This window comes from Dehalococcoidia bacterium, from assembly GCA_040902535.1.
GTDB lineage: Bacteria > Chloroflexota > Dehalococcoidia > DSTF01 > JACRBR01 > JBBDXD01.
In genome coordinates, this window is sequence record JBBDXD010000024.1 from 33944 (window position 1) to 47194 (window position 13251).

Annotated in this window: 13 protein-coding genes; 7 read left to right on the plus strand and 6 right to left on the minus strand. The window is 67.3% G+C overall.

The annotated features are described in order from the left end of the window. On the plus strand, positions 1-1110 hold the full coding sequence (locus WEB52_13830) for an ABC transporter ATP-binding protein (protein MEX2227518.1): 1110 nt from the start codon (positions 1-3) through the stop codon (positions 1108-1110). Here WEB52_13830 and WEB52_13835 read toward each other — a convergent pair. Genes WEB52_13835 through WEB52_13845 form a run of 3 tightly spaced genes read right to left on the minus strand, consistent with a single transcriptional unit; the run spans position 1107 to position 2607 of the window. Continuing rightward, the gene (locus tag WEB52_13835) at positions 1107-1556 is read right to left on the minus strand and encodes a type II toxin-antitoxin system HicB family antitoxin (protein MEX2227519.1); all 450 of its coding nucleotides are present in this window, start codon (positions 1554-1556) and stop codon (positions 1107-1109) included. The two genes, WEB52_13830 and WEB52_13835, sit on opposite strands and share 4 nt — an antisense overlap. Positions 1557-1559: 3 nt before the next feature. Next, on the minus strand, positions 1560-1793 hold the full coding sequence (locus WEB52_13840; GenBank protein MEX2227520.1) for a type II toxin-antitoxin system HicA family toxin: 234 nt from the start codon (positions 1791-1793) through the stop codon (positions 1560-1562). Positions 1794-1842: 49 nt separating this feature from the next. Next, a complete protein-coding gene (locus tag WEB52_13845) occupies positions 1843-2607 on the minus strand; it encodes an SDR family oxidoreductase (GenBank protein MEX2227521.1) in 765 nt (254 codons plus the stop codon). 168 nt (positions 2608-2775) lie between these two features. Between WEB52_13845 and WEB52_13850 the strand changes: the two genes are divergently transcribed. Together WEB52_13850 and rfbB are read left to right on the plus strand one after the other, a co-directional pair. Further along, the gene (locus tag WEB52_13850; protein MEX2227522.1) at positions 2776-3846 is read left to right on the plus strand and encodes a glucose-1-phosphate thymidylyltransferase; all 1071 of its coding nucleotides are present in this window, start codon (positions 2776-2778) and stop codon (positions 3844-3846) included. Next, positions 3846-4886 carry a dTDP-glucose 4,6-dehydratase gene (gene rfbB, locus WEB52_13855; protein MEX2227523.1) on the plus strand — a complete coding sequence of 347 codons (1041 nt, stop codon included), beginning with the start codon at positions 3846-3848 and terminating at the stop codon, positions 4884-4886. Before WEB52_13850 ends, rfbB begins: the two co-directional genes overlap by 1 nt. A gap of 81 nt (positions 4887-4967) precedes the next feature. Here the strand turns inward: rfbB and WEB52_13860 are convergent, their stop codons facing one another. Then, on the minus strand, positions 4968-5819 hold the full coding sequence (locus WEB52_13860; protein ID MEX2227524.1) for a class I SAM-dependent methyltransferase: 852 nt from the start codon (positions 5817-5819) through the stop codon (positions 4968-4970). Between the two features lie 103 nt (positions 5820-5922). Here WEB52_13860 and rfbD point away from each other — a divergent pair, with 103 nt between their 5' ends. From rfbD to WEB52_13880, 4 genes are read left to right on the plus strand one after another with little or no spacing between them, the layout of a single operon-like run. Further along, entirely contained in the window at positions 5923-6789 is an 867-nt protein-coding gene (rfbD, locus tag WEB52_13865; protein ID MEX2227525.1) for a dTDP-4-dehydrorhamnose reductase, read from the plus strand. Then, on the plus strand, positions 6782-7702 hold the full coding sequence (locus WEB52_13870) for a glycosyltransferase family 2 protein (protein MEX2227526.1): 921 nt from the start codon (positions 6782-6784) through the stop codon (positions 7700-7702). Before rfbD ends, WEB52_13870 begins: the two co-directional genes overlap by 8 nt. Beyond that, complete coding sequence (locus tag WEB52_13875; protein MEX2227527.1) at positions 7699-8826, plus strand: glycosyltransferase family 1 protein; 1128 nt, start codon at positions 7699-7701, stop codon at positions 8824-8826. Before WEB52_13870 ends, WEB52_13875 begins: the two co-directional genes overlap by 4 nt. After that, positions 8823-9701 carry a glycosyltransferase family 2 protein gene (locus WEB52_13880; protein ID MEX2227528.1) on the plus strand — a complete coding sequence of 293 codons (879 nt, stop codon included), beginning with the start codon at positions 8823-8825 and terminating at the stop codon, positions 9699-9701. The genes WEB52_13875 and WEB52_13880 overlap by 4 nt, the downstream gene beginning before the upstream one ends. A gap of 3 nt (positions 9702-9704) precedes the next feature. Here the strand turns inward: WEB52_13880 and WEB52_13885 are convergent, their stop codons facing one another. Continuing rightward, complete coding sequence (locus WEB52_13885; GenBank protein MEX2227529.1) at positions 9705-10817, minus strand: MraY family glycosyltransferase; 1113 nt, start codon at positions 10815-10817, stop codon at positions 9705-9707. Positions 10818-10961: 144 nt separating this feature from the next. Next, the gene (locus WEB52_13890) at positions 10962-13205 is read right to left on the minus strand and encodes a hypothetical protein (protein ID MEX2227530.1); all 2244 of its coding nucleotides are present in this window, start codon (positions 13203-13205) and stop codon (positions 10962-10964) included. Positions 13206-13251: the final 46 nt, after the last annotated feature.

The following is a 13251-nucleotide window of genomic DNA, read 5'->3' on the forward strand; positions in this document are numbered from 1 at the left end:
ATGGCAGACGTCGTCTTCGAAGATGTGAGCAAACGTTTTGACGGCGTCTATGCCGTGAAGGACCTCAACCTGACGATCCCGGACGGCGAATTCGTCGTACTGGTCGGGCCGTCGGGATCGGGCAAGTCAACGACGCTGCGGATGCTCGCCGGACTCGACGACATCACGTCGGGGAGGCTGTACATCGGCGAGCGCATCGTGAACAACGTGGCGCCGAAGGACCGCGACATCGCGATGGTGTTCCAGTCATACGCGCTGTATCCGCACATGTCGCTGTATGACAACATGGCGTTCGGGCTGACGCTCAAGAAGGTGCCGAAGGGCGAGATCCGCAGGCGCGTGAACGAGGCCGCGAGCATCCTGGGGATCCAGGAATTGCTCGACCGCAAGCCGAGGCAACTTTCGGGCGGGCAGCGCCAGCGCGTCGCGCTGGGGCGCGCGATCGTGCGCGACCCGGAGGTGTTTCTGCTCGATGAGCCGCTATCCAATCTCGATGCGAAGCTGCGCGTGCAGACGCGCGCCGAGATCAGCAAGTTGCACCAGCGTCTCGGCACAACGTTCGTCTACGTGACGCACGACCAGACCGAGGCGATGACGATGGCGACGCGCATCGCAGTGCTGGACAACGGAGAACTGCAGCAGGTGGGGACGCCCGAGGAACTGTACGGGCACCCGGCAAACGCGTTCGTGGCGGGGTTCATCGGCAGCCCCGCGGTCAACTTCTTCGAGGGCACGGTGCGGGAGCAACAGGGCGGATTGATCTTCGAGTCAGGGTCGCTGCGATTGCCGATACCGCCCGACAACGCCGGCTCGCTCCGGACGTACGCCGGCAAGAAGATCCTGTTCGGGATACGGCCGGAGAACGTACACGACCCGGCGTTCCGCCCTTCCGACATCGTGGCGGCGACGGTGAACGCGAAGGTCGACGTAACGGAGTTGATGGGCAACGAGGTGTTCCTGCACATGCTGGTCGACGACCGGCGGCTCCTCGCGCGCGTCGACCCGAGGACGGCGGCGCGCCCGGGCCACGACGTGCAGGTCGTGTTCGACATGGGACGCCTGTACGCGTTCGATCCGGAGACGAGCGAGGCGATTATACGCGGCGCTTAGCGCCTTGCGGCCTTTCGTCGATCTGGTGTTTTTCTACCAGAGGAAGCGACATTCAGCCGCCGCCTCGCGGACACCGGGGTGGCAGTGGTATCGAGACCGCTCGTTGAGAGGAGTGTGACGACGTATTGATTCAGGCTCACTCCCTCCCGTTCCGCCTCTTCTACCAGTTTTCGGTGAAGGGTCTTGGGAATTCGTGCGTTGAACTTGCCGCTATACGGCTGCGGGTAGGTCGGTGATGGGATATCTTCGCCGGCCTCGTACTCTGATTCGATCCAGAGACGCCGCGCGTCCTCAGCCATCGGGCCGATGTCATCGACCGCATCCACCTGTGTCATGCAACCAGGGAGATCAGGAAAGGTGACGACGAACCCGCCATCAGGGTCGGCAATCGCGTGAAATGGGTACTGCAGCTTGAGGTAGTGCTTCAACGGTTTACGCATGTCCATCCGTCACAATCCAAGTCGCTCGATGATGATATCGAGGTACACGCGTTTTACCTTGCGGCCCTTCATAACCGGAATGACGATCGTTCCTTCGCCCTTCCCTTTTCGAAAGGCGACGTGGCTTCCCGACTTGCGCCCCTCAACCCAACCATGCAGTTCCAGTACGCGTCTCACGTCTTCAAAGGCGGCTTCCGGAGGCCGCGCTTTGATCCGCTCGATGAGCTTATCGGACTTGCTCATCGCGCAGCTAATAGTACCATATGCGGTACTACCGTGAGTTGCCACTCCATCAGGCGATTCCGACGCCGCCATCGATGACGATGGTCTGGCCGGTGACCATGTCAGCGCCCTCGATGAGGCTGAGGATGAGTTGCGAGACGGACTCCGGCGTGCAGACGTCTTTGAGCGGCGCCCTGTTCGACTCGCTCTTCCTGGCGGCCTCGAAGATCTGGTCGCCGAGGCCGGCACGCAACCAGCGCGTGTCGATGAAGCCGGGCGCGACGCAGTTGACGCGCACATCGGGGCCGAGCACGCGCGCGAGGGCGACCGTCATGTTGATGACGGCTGCCTTCGATGCGGCGTAGGCGATCGAACTGCCGATGGCCCGGACGCCCGCGACGGACGCGACGTTCACGATCGCACCGCCGCCGTTCTTTTGGATCTCGGGTGCTGCCGCGCGGGCGCAGAAGAACGTGCCCTTCACGTTGACGGCGTAGATGTCGTCCCAGTACTCCTCCTTCATGCCCTCGAGGTCGTTGAACGCGACGAAATGGGTGATCGCCGCGTTGTTGACGAGGATGTGGAGGCCCCCGAAGCGCTCGACCGTCTGCGCAACCATCGAGCGCACCTGGTCGTCCTTCGAGACGTCGGCCTTGACCAGCAGCGCCTGTCCGCCTTCGCTCTCGACGAGACGGACGGCCTCGCGGGCATCGTCCTCGGAGCGAGAGTAGTTGATGACGACGTTGGCGCCGCGCCGCGCGAGATCGAGCGCCGTCGCGCGCCCCACGCCGACCGCTGAGCCGGTGACGATCGCCGTCTTGCCTCTGAGGTCCATGCTGCCTCCCATCATGTCGCACTGGCTGGATGAGCGGATATTGCCAGCCGAGCAGGTGTGGAGCCAGACTCGGCGGCCAGATGCGAGAAGCGGGGCTGCGCGCGTCGCCACGCATCGCATCGTGGCGACGCGCGGGAGGCGGCCCGGCACGGTGTACACTTGCGTTCGATGAAGGGATTGATTCTGAGCGGCGGCAAGGGCAACCGCATGCGCCCGCTTACGTACACGGGCGCGAAGCAACTCGTCCCGATCGCGAACAAGCCTGTCCTGTTCTACGCCATCGAAGAGTTGGTCGAGGCCGGCATCACGGACATCTCGATCATCGTGTCGATCGAGACGGGCGACCAAGTGCGACGGGAGTGCGGCGACGGGCAGCGCTTCGGCGCGCGGATCGGCTACATCGAGCAGCCGGAGCCGGGCGGGATCGCGCAGGCGATCGGACTGGGCAGCGAAGCGATGGGCGGCGAACCGTTCGTGACGTTTCTCGGCGACAACTTCGTCACGCGCGGAATCGTCGAGCATGTGCGCGAGTTCGAGGCTTCGAGCGCGGACGCGGGCATCCTACTCAAGCAGGTCGACAATCCTGCCGAACTCGGTGTTGCCGTATTCGAGGGCGAGCGCCTCGTGCGACTCGTCGAGAAGCCGAAGGAGTCGGTCAGCGACCTGGCCGTGATTGGCATCTACCTGTTGCGGCCGCGCGTGTTCGAGGCGATCGCGGACATCAAGCCTTCAGCGCGCGGGGAGTTGGAGATCACCGACGCCCTGCAGTGGCTGCTCGACCACGGCAGCGAGGTGCGCGCGGACGTGGTTGACGGCGAGTGGATCGACACGGGCAAGCACGACGACCTGCTGGCGGCGAACCGCATCATCCTCGAGACGCTGCAGCCTGACACGAGCGGCGGCGCCGTCGACCAGCAATCCAAACTGCATGGCAAGGTCGTGCTGCAGGCCGGCTGCGAGATCGTCAACAGCATCATCAGCGGGCCGGCGATCATCGGCGAACGGACGCGCATCGAGAACGCGTACGTGGGGCCGTTCACGTCGATCGGGCACGACTGCCGGATCGTCGAGAGCGAGATCGCGGGCAGCGTAGTGATGGAAGGCACGACGATCGAGCACCTGGGGCATCGCGTCGAGGAGAGCCTGATCGGGCGCAACGTGGAGTTGCGGGCGGACGGACGCAAGCCGCGCGGCTTTCAGATGGTGCTCGGCGACTTCAGCAAGATCCGGGTGCCTTAGTGCGACGCGTGCTCGTCGCGGGCGGCGCCGGGTTCATCGGCAGCAACTTCATCCGGCACCTGCTGCGGGAGCGCCCGGACGTCAGCGTCGTGAACTTCGACGCGCTGACGTATGCTGGCAACCCGGACAATCTGCGGGACGTTGCGAGCGATCCGCGATACAGCTTCATGCACGGCAGCGTGACCGACGCGGCCGCGCTGGCAGGCCCGATGCGCGGCTGCGACGCCGTCGTGAACTTTGCGGCGGAGACGCATGTCGACCGCTCGATCGACGATGCGGCGGACTTCATCGACACGAACGTGCGCGGCGCGTACAACGTGCTTGTGGCGGCGCGTGACGCCGGCGTCGAGCGTGTGCTGCACATCTCTACCGACGAGGTGTACGGGCCGGCCACGGCGGACGACCCCCGGCGCGAGGACGATGCGTTTCGGCCGCGCAGCCCGTACGCGGCCAGCAAGGCGGCGGGCGACCTGATGTGCGGCGCCTTCGCGGAGACGTACGGTGTGCAGGTGGTCGTCGCGCGACCGGCGAACAACGTCGGGCCGTACCAGTATCCGGAGAAGGCAGTGCCGCTCTTCGTCACGAACGCGCTCGAAGGGCAGCCGATCCCCGTGTACGGCGACGGACTGCAGCAGCGCGACCGCCTGTACGTCGAGGACGCCGTGGGCGCGCTGTTGTTGCTGCTCGAGCGAGGCGAGAGCGGCGAGGCGTACAACGTGCAGGCCGATAACCACCGCACGAACATCGACGTTGCGCGGGCGATATTGGATCTGCTCGACAAGCCGTACGACCTGATCCAGTTCGTCGAGGACCGGGCAGGGCACGATGCGTGCTACTGGATGGACTGGTCGAAGCTCGGGGCGCTGGGGTGGCGACCGCGGCACGACTTCGACGCGGCGCTGGAGCGCACGGTGCGCTGGTACGCAGACAATCGCCAGTGGTGGGAGAAGATCAGATCCGGCGACTTCCGGCGGTACTACGAGCGGCAATACGGCGAGCGGCTGGAACACGCGCGGCCGTATGGAGGCGCATCGAGATAACCACGCGGCTACGTATCGTCACGGCGCCGCTTGGTCGGACCCTTCTGCCGCCTGATGAGGCTGCCTCAGGCGCGGTGATGGCTACTGTCCGACGCGAATCGCGGCCGCCACCCCGGCGCCGGCTTCATCGAACTGCCAGGAGCGGTAGCGGCCGTCATCGTGGGTGTAGAAGCGCCAGACGTCGGCCAGCCACGGCGCGCTGCTGATGTCGTCGAAGACGACGACGCCGCCGACCTTGAGGCGCGGCAGCGTGTTGGCGAGGTCCTTCGCGGCGCCGGCCACGGAATGATCGCCGTCGATGTTGATCAGGTCGAAGTAGAGTTCGGGGCGCTCCGCCAGGAACGCCGGCACCGTGCGGCTGCTGTCGCCGGAGATCAGCGTCACGTCACCGCGGTGCCCGGCCGCCGCAAGCTCCTGGCGTACGAAGTCGGGCCCCGGGTTCGCGTCCTGCGCGAGGAGGCCGCCATATTCCGCGAGCCACAGGTCAAAGCCGTAGATCGCGCAGTCGGGCGCGGCAGCGGCGACCATCGCGGCGCTACGGCCGCGACGGACGCCGATTTCCAGGTACGCGCGCGGGTGGAGCAGGGTCGCCGCCGCGCTGAGCGTCGTCGTGATATCGGCGTAGCGCCAGTGGGCGCCGAAACGCCCCTGCGCCCACAGGTAGAACAGTTCCTGGCCGCGCGTATCGTCGGTGGGCGTGAGTTTCTTCAGTTGGGCGATGACGCGCGCCGCCGTCTCCGGCGAGCGCGCGGCTTCGGCGAGTGTCGAGATCGTCGGCGGGAAGTACGACTCGAGCGGCGTTCCGCCGCGGGTGTCGGGCGTATCGGCGAGATAGCGCGGGAGCGGCAGCGGCCGCAGTTGGCGCAGCCCTCGACGCACGCCGCGGGCCATCGCCCGGGCGGCCGGCACGCGGCGGATGAAATCGAACGCCATCAGTCCTCCCGGTCAGCCCGGCGATTATATACATGGATGCGTGGACGGCCGGCAGAAGCGAGCGCCGTCCGCATGCCAGCGCTCGCGATACACTGGCGCTCGTATGCGGATCCTGATCACCGGCGGCGCAGGGCAGCTCGGGCGCGACGTGCAGCGCGCCTGCTCGTCGCATGTCGTCGCGGCGCCCGGCCATGCGGAACTTGATGTCGCGGACGCATCGGCGGTCAGCGCGGCGTTCGAGGCGCAGCGCCCCGACGCGGTCGTGCACTGCGCGGCGCTCACCGACACGACCCGATGCGAGCGCGAACCGGCGTTAGCGCGGGCGATTAACTGCGCCGGCACCGAAAACGTCGCGGCGGCATCGGCGCGGACCGGCGCGATGCTGATCGCCGTGAGCACGAACGAGGTGTTCGACGGCGCCAAGCGCGAGCCGTACTTGGAGTCGGACCGCACCGGCGCCGTCAACGCCTACGGCGCGTCGAAGCGGGACGGTGAAGTGCGCGCGATGCTCGTCGATCCGAACGTGCGCATCGTGCGGACCTCGTGGCTGTTCGGCGAGGGCGGAGACAATTTCGTCGAGAAGGTGCTGGCGGCGGCGCGCGCAGGCCGTGAACTGCGATTCGTGACCGACGAGGTCGCGACGCCAACGGCGACGTTCGAACTGGCGCGCGCGATCGGCGCATTGATCGAGCGCGAGGCGCCGGCGGGCATCTACCACCTTTCGAACGAAGGCGCGGCGTCGCGATACGAGTGGGCGCGGGAAATCGTGCGGCTGGGTGGCTTCGCGGAGGCGGCGGTCGAGGGCGTAACCACGGCCGAACTCCGTGCCAGTGGCTACGCCGGGCCGCAGAAGCCGGGCTGTTCCGCGCTGGCGAACGTGCGGGCGCGCGCGCTGGGCGTCGTGATGCCGGCGTGGCGCGAGGCGCTGGCGGCGTACTTCGAGCGCGCGAAGGTCGCCGCGGATGGCTGATACGCCGTCGGTGGGCGTGGTCGTGGTGAACTACAACAGCGCCGCATTCATCGACGAGTTCTGCGAGTCGCTCGCTGCGGTCGAGTATCCAAACTGGCGATTGATCGCGGTCGATTCGGCATCGGAGGACGGGTCGCTGGCGGCGATTGAGCGGTCTTTCCCCGATGCGACGATCGTGCGGTGCGAAGACAACGTCGGATTCGCCGCGGGCGCAAACACCGGCGTGCGCGATGTGATGGCGCACGGCGACGCCTACGTACTCTTCCTGAACGAGGACGTCGCGCTGACGCCCGATTTCCTCAGCGGGCTCATCGCTGCTGCGGATGACAGGACGATCGTCGTGCCGAAGATCCTGTATTACTACGACCGCCGCCTGATCAGCACGCACGCCGGCGGCTTCGACTGGACGTTGGGGCTGTTTCGCAAGACGTACGGCGGCAAGCCGGACGGCCCGGCGACGAGCGTGCGGCGCGACGGGATGGCGACGGCGAGCTTCTGCTGTGCATTGGTGCCGGCAGCGGCGTTTCGTGATGCCGGGATGCTGGACGAGCGATTTTTCATGTACTACGAAGAGACCGACTTCATCCGGCGCGCGCAGGCGTGCGGCTACCGCTTGCGGTACGAGCCATCGAGCGTGATTTATCACCGCGAGAGCGGCGCCAGCGGCGGCGGCTGGATGACGCCGTTCAAACAGTATTACGCGACGCGCAACCGCATCTACCTGGTGCGCAAACACGCGCGTTCGCGCGTCGCATATGCCTGGTTTACGGCGTACTTCTGGGCGACGCGCGTGGGGACGGCGGGGCGGATGGCTTTGCGCCGCGAATGGCGGCTGCTACGGGCGATGATGCGGGGCGCGATCGACTACTATCGGGGCCGCATGGGGCGCACGGTACAGGTACGAGACCTGTGAGAATCGCGATCGACGCGACGTCGATCCCGGCGAAGCCCGCCGGCGCTGGCGTGTACGCCATAGAACTCGTGCGGGCGATGATGCGGCGCGACCGGCGCGACGGCTACGCGCTCTTTACGTGCGGCAGCATGTTCGACGAGGAAGCGGCGGGTCGCAAGAACTGGCGCATCGAGCGGGTAGGCGCGGGATCGCGGGAAGCGCGGCTGGCGTGGGAGCAGGTGCGGCTGCCGGGCCGGGTGAGCGCGCTCGGGATCGACGTGCTGCACTCGACGCACCACACGTTGCCGCTGCGGCCGATGCGCGCCAAGCGCGCCGTGACCGTACACGACGTCACGTTCTTTCGCATGCCGGAGCGGTACCCGGCTGCGCGACGGCTGTACATGCAGACGACGACACGTGCGTCGGTGAAGGTCGCGGACGCGGTCGTCGTGCCATCACAGACGGTGCGGGCGGATGTGATCGCCGCGCTGGGCGTCGATGCGCGGAAGCTGCACGTCGTGTACGAAGCGGCGGCGGAGATCTGCGCGCCCGTGCAGCGAGAAGCGGCGCTCGCGGTGGCGAAGCGCTATGGGCTCGAGCCGCCGTTCGTGCTGAGCGTCGGCAGTCTGGAGCCGGGCAAGAACCGGACGCGGCTGATCCGGGCGATGCGCGAACTGCGGGACGATGGCGTCGACGCGCGACTGGCGATCGTCGGGCAGAAGGCGTGGCGATACGAGGCAGACTTTCGGCTGATCGAAGACATCGGGATGACAGACCGGATCCGGTACCTGGGCTATGTGCCTGAGGCCGACCTCCCCGCCCTGCACAGCGCGGCGACGGCCTTCGTGTTCCCGTCGCTGTACGAGGGGTTTGGGCTGCCCGTGCTCGAGGCGATGGCATGCGGCGCGCCCGTGCTGACGTCGAACGTGTCGGCGACGGCGGAGATCGCCGGGGACGCGGCGCTGCTCGTTGACCCGCTGTCGCAGGACGACATACGCGAGGGGCTGCGCAGACTGCTCACGGACGCGCACCTGCGCACCGAACTGGGCCAGCGCGGCAGGGAACGGGCCGCCGAGTTTAGCTGGCGGCGCGCAGCCGACGAGACGCACGCCGTCTACGAACGCGTGCTAGGCGGCGACGGATGAGCGTCGACGTGTCCGTGGTCATCGTGACGTACAACTCGCGCGACGATATCGATGCGTGCCTGACGGCGGTCCGCGAGACGACGAGCGGCATCGCGTACGAGGCGATCGTCGTCGACAACGCGTCGCGCGACGGTACGACGCAGATCGTGCGCGACGCACATCCCTGGGCGCGGGTCATTCCGCGGACGATCAACATCGGACTGTCCGGCGCGATCAACGAGGGCGTCGCCGCGTCGAGCGGGCGGCACGTGATGGCGCTCAATCCGGACGCGCGCCTGTGCGACGATGTGCTGGCGACGCTGGCGGCGTACCTCGACGATCACGCCGATACGGGCGTAGTGGCGCCGAAGATCCTCGATGACGACGGCACCCTCCAACTGAGCTGTCGCGCGTTTCCGTCGCACGCGACGGCGATCTTCAGCCGGTATTCTCTGGCGACGCGGCTGTTTCCGGGCAATCGCTACTCACGCGACTACCTGATGTCCGATTTCGGCCACGATCAGGTGCGCGACGTCGACTGGGTGAGCGGCGCGGCGATGATGTTCCCGCGCTCGGTGTTCGACCGGCTGGGAGGCTGGGACGCGGGCTTCTTCATGTTCAACGAAGACGTCGACTTCTGCCGGCGCGTTCACGACGCGGGATTCCGCGTCGTCTATAACCCGGCGGTGGCGGTGTACCACCGGATCGGCGTCAGCAAGCGGGCGCCTGCGCGCATCGTCATCGAGCGGCACAAGAGCATGTGGCGCTACTATCGCAAGCACATGCGCGGCAACCGGCTCGTCGATGCGGCGACGGCGGCTGGTATTGCGGTGCGTTGCGGGTCCGTGCTGGCGTCAGGCGTGGTACGCGGGGTGGCTACGCGCGTGCGCGGGTGACGTTCAGTCGCCGATCCGACGGCTTTCGACCGCGACGACGCGCTGGCGGAGCCAGACGACGCTGTGGCTATTCCAAATCGTGACGATATAGCCGAGTTTCAGCAGCGTGCCGCCGATCACGACGACAAGTCCGGCCAGCACCGCCGCCTCGATCGCCGTGCTGCTCACGTAGTGCAACGTGATCGCGCCAAGTGAGAAGATCGCCGCGAGCGCGTAGATGATCACGAGCAGCCCGCGGGGGCCGGCGCCGGCAAGTTCGAGCCGGTGATGGATGTGATCCTCATCGCCGATCAAGGGATGGCGGCGATCGAGCAGGCGCCGCGTGAACGCGAGGCCGATGTCGAGGATCGGAAAGCCGAGCGCGATGATCGGCACGGCGACGAATACTTCGTCCGTCGGGCCGGTGGCGGCGCGGATCGACAGCGCGCCGATGACGAAGCCGAGCACGTAGGCGCCCGAGTCGCCGATGTACGCCGACGCCGGCGGCAGGTTCCACGGCAGGTAGCCCAGGCCGGCGCCGGCGAGCGCGACGAGCAGCAGCGCGACCGCCGGGTGGGACGAATGTCCGGCAACGACGGCCATGGTGATCGCAGCGAAGATAGCGACACCGAGCGCGACGCCGGCGCGGCCATCGACGATGTTGATGGCATTCGTCGTCAGCCAGATCCAGGCGAGCGTGACGAAGAACCCCGCCCAGCCGAAGTTCATGCTCTGTCCCCAGGGCAGGCCGACGTCGTCGACGCGGTAGCCGGCGGCGTAGACCGCTGCGGCCGCCGTGAGGAAGACGAACGTCCGCAGGCCGGGGCTCGTCAGTTTCACGTCATCGATGAAGCCGACGATGAAGACGAGCGACACCGCGGCCAGGAAGCCGAGAAAGTCGCCGGACTTTGGCGTGAAGAACTCGCTTGCGTGCGGGGAAATGGCGGAAGCGACGTACGGCGTCAGGGCGAACGTCGCGAGGAACACGGCGCCGCCCCACCGCGGCTTCTCGAGCGTCCCGCGGACGTGAAAGAGCGCGAGAAAGCGCTCGGTGCGAGAGATCGCGAGCAGCATCAGCGTCGCGGCGACGCCGATGACGATCGAGACGGCGAGGGTGATGAGGTAAACGTCGACCATACGCGGTCCTGGCTTCGCCCAGAATCGTGACTAATCTACCACACCGGTCGAACGCGGGACGCGCGGTCCACGAGTCTGCATTCCAGAAAGCCGAGGAGCACCGGCCTATGACCGGCGCTCCTCGTTATGTCGCTCGTCCGTCGGTCAGTTACCGATGGGCGGCGCCAGCGGGACGCGCGGCGTACCGCCGCCGCCGATGCTGCCGGCGCTGTTGTTGTCCACGACGTGCAGCATCTGGAAGAGGCGTTGCATGTCGCTGTGGAAGCTGCCGCCATCGCCGAACTCGGCGTTCACATCGAGGTCGATGGCGTGGACGTCCCAGTACGTGTCATCGACGACGTAGGCGCCGTAGTCCTGGAAGGCGTGGCAGAGCTTGCGGGCGTGGCGAGAACTGACGACGGTTTCGCAGTTCACGGACGGGAGCATGGCGAGCAGCGATCCCATGCGCGTCGCCGTGATATCGCCGCCGTAGGAGCCGCAGTCCATGTAGGCGTCGGCGCGGTACGCGGGCCAGCGGTAGCCGCTGCTGGTGCACGAGAGGAAGCGCTGCGCGAAGACGTTGACCTTCAGCGCGTGGCGTACGGGGTCGGGGCCGTTGAGTTCGCCCGGGCGCAGGCTGCCGCCGGCGCCGGAGAGTGCCGACGCGCCGTGGCATCCGTGCCGGCCATCGCCGTAGAGGCTGACGCCGTTGGTGTAGTCGTACTGCCAGGACGGATCGCCGCCCTCGGAGAGCCGCAACGGCTGTCCGGCGGCGAGATGCTCGCCGTCCTCCATGAGGAAGGTTGCGCAGCCGTTCCACGAGCCATCGTGCTCGAGCGACGGTGGTACGTGCACCATGTCGCCCGTGTTGAGCCGCTTGAGCGGATCGTTCGGGTTGAGGCCGATGTACTCGTCATCGCGGGTGATCTGGCCGTTCCAGGCGCCGGCGGTTTGCAGTCCCGCAGGCACGTATCGGGCCTCGGATCCGATCGGCATGTTCCAGATCGAGGTGCTGGAGAACGGCCAAAGGTACTTGTTGCGCGTCCCTGGCATGGTCTGCGTGACAGGCGTCTGCGTCGGCGTGGGCGGCACGAGCGTCGCGGTGCGCGTCGGCGTCGGTGACACGGGAGTCGGCGTGCGCGTCGGCGTCGGCGGCACGGGAGTGGGCGTGCGAGTGGGTGTTGCCGTCGCCGGCGGCTGCGTCGACGTGCGCGTGGGCGTCGGCGCCGAGGCGACGGATGTGTTGGTCGGCGTCGGCGTAATCGTCGCCGAAGGAGCGGGCGTGTTTGTGCGCGTGGCGGTCGGCACGACAGGCGTGTTCGTCGGCGTCGCCTGCGCCGTGTTCGTGGGGACGGGCTGTCCGCCGGGTGCGCCAAATGCAGGCGCCAGCGGCTTGCGCGGCGTGCCGCCACCGCCGATCGACGCAGCGGCGTTGTTATCGACGACGTGCAGCATGCCAAAGAGCTTCTGCATGTCATCGACGAACGAGCCGCCATCGCCGAATTCGGCATCGGATGCGACGTTGACGGCGTGGACATCGGCGGACGCGTCGTTGACGACGTAGGCGCCGTAGTCCTGCATGGCGTGGCACATGTTGCGCGCGTGCGCCGATGCGAGTTCGGCATCGCAACTCACGGAGGGGAGCACGGCGAGTAGCGCGCCAAGCCGAACGGCCGGCACGGCGCCGCCGAACGTCTGGCAGTTCATGAAGCCGTGGGCCCAGATCGCCGGCCAGCGGCTGCCGCCTTGCTGGCACGACACGAAGCGGCTGACGTTGAGGTTCACCTTGAGCGCGTGGCGGATCTGCGCCTCGCCATCGAGTTCGCCGGCGCGGATCGTGCCGCCGATGCCGGAGAGCCCGGAGCCGCCGTGACAGCCGATGCGGCCATCGCCGGTGATGTCGGCCGACGGGTAGTTGTAGGCCCAACGCGGGTCGCCGCCGGCCGCGAGGTCGAGTGGCTGGCCCTGTAGGACCGTTTGACCGTCTTCGGCGAGGAACGCAGCGCAGCCGGTCCAGGCGCCATCGTGCGCCATATCGGGCGGGACGTGGACGTTCGTCTGCCCGTTCAATGGCCGCAGAGGAGCGTCGGGACTCAGGCCGAGGAAGACGTCCTCGCGGACGATGCCGCCGCCGGGTCCGTTCGTGCGTTCGAGCTGCGCATCGACGTACTGGGCGCCGGAGCCGATCGGCATGTTCCAGATCGAGTTAGCCGCGAAGGGCCAGTCGAGCGGGTCGCGGGTCTCGACGACGGCTGTCGGCGTCGGTGCGACGCTCGTTGCGGTGGCGGTGGGCTGCGGCGTGCAGTCACGACCGCGGCAACGATGTGAAGCCAGAGCATCGCTCGCCTGCGCGGCGACGAAGGCCATTGCGGCGAGCGCTATGGGGAGGAGCGGAAGGTAACGTCTCATTGCACCTGCTATCCAGTTCCCGCGTGGCATTGAAAGACCCGTCCAT

Excerpts from the sequence above, each read along its gene's own strand:
- WEB52_13845 (MEX2227521.1), bottom strand. The coding sequence starts at position 2,607 with ATGGACCTCAGAGGCAAGACGGCGATCGTCACCGGCTCAGCGGTCGGC.
- WEB52_13840 (MEX2227520.1), bottom strand. The coding sequence starts at position 1,793 with ATGAGCAAGTCCGATAAGCTCATCGAGCGGATCAAAGCGCGGCCTCCG.
- WEB52_13835 (MEX2227519.1), bottom strand. The coding sequence starts at position 1,556 with ATGGACATGCGTAAACCGTTGAAGCACTACCTCAAGCTGCAGTACCCA.
- rfbD (MEX2227525.1), top strand. The coding sequence starts at position 5,923 with ATGCGGATCCTGATCACCGGCGGCGCAGGGCAGCTCGGGCGCGACGTG.
- WEB52_13830 (MEX2227518.1), top strand. The coding sequence starts at position 1 with ATGGCAGACGTCGTCTTCGAAGATGTGAGCAAACGTTTTGACGGCGTC.
- WEB52_13870 (MEX2227526.1), top strand. The coding sequence starts at position 6,782 with ATGGCTGATACGCCGTCGGTGGGCGTGGTCGTGGTGAACTACAACAGC.
- WEB52_13880 (MEX2227528.1), top strand. The coding sequence starts at position 8,823 with ATGAGCGTCGACGTGTCCGTGGTCATCGTGACGTACAACTCGCGCGAC.
- WEB52_13890 (MEX2227530.1), bottom strand. The coding sequence starts at position 13,205 with ATGAGACGTTACCTTCCGCTCCTCCCCATAGCGCTCGCCGCAATGGCC.
- WEB52_13850 (MEX2227522.1), top strand. The coding sequence starts at position 2,776 with ATGAAGGGATTGATTCTGAGCGGCGGCAAGGGCAACCGCATGCGCCCG.
- WEB52_13885 (MEX2227529.1), bottom strand. The coding sequence starts at position 10,817 with ATGGTCGACGTTTACCTCATCACCCTCGCCGTCTCGATCGTCATCGGC.
- WEB52_13860 (MEX2227524.1), bottom strand. The coding sequence starts at position 5,819 with ATGGCGTTCGATTTCATCCGCCGCGTGCCGGCCGCCCGGGCGATGGCC.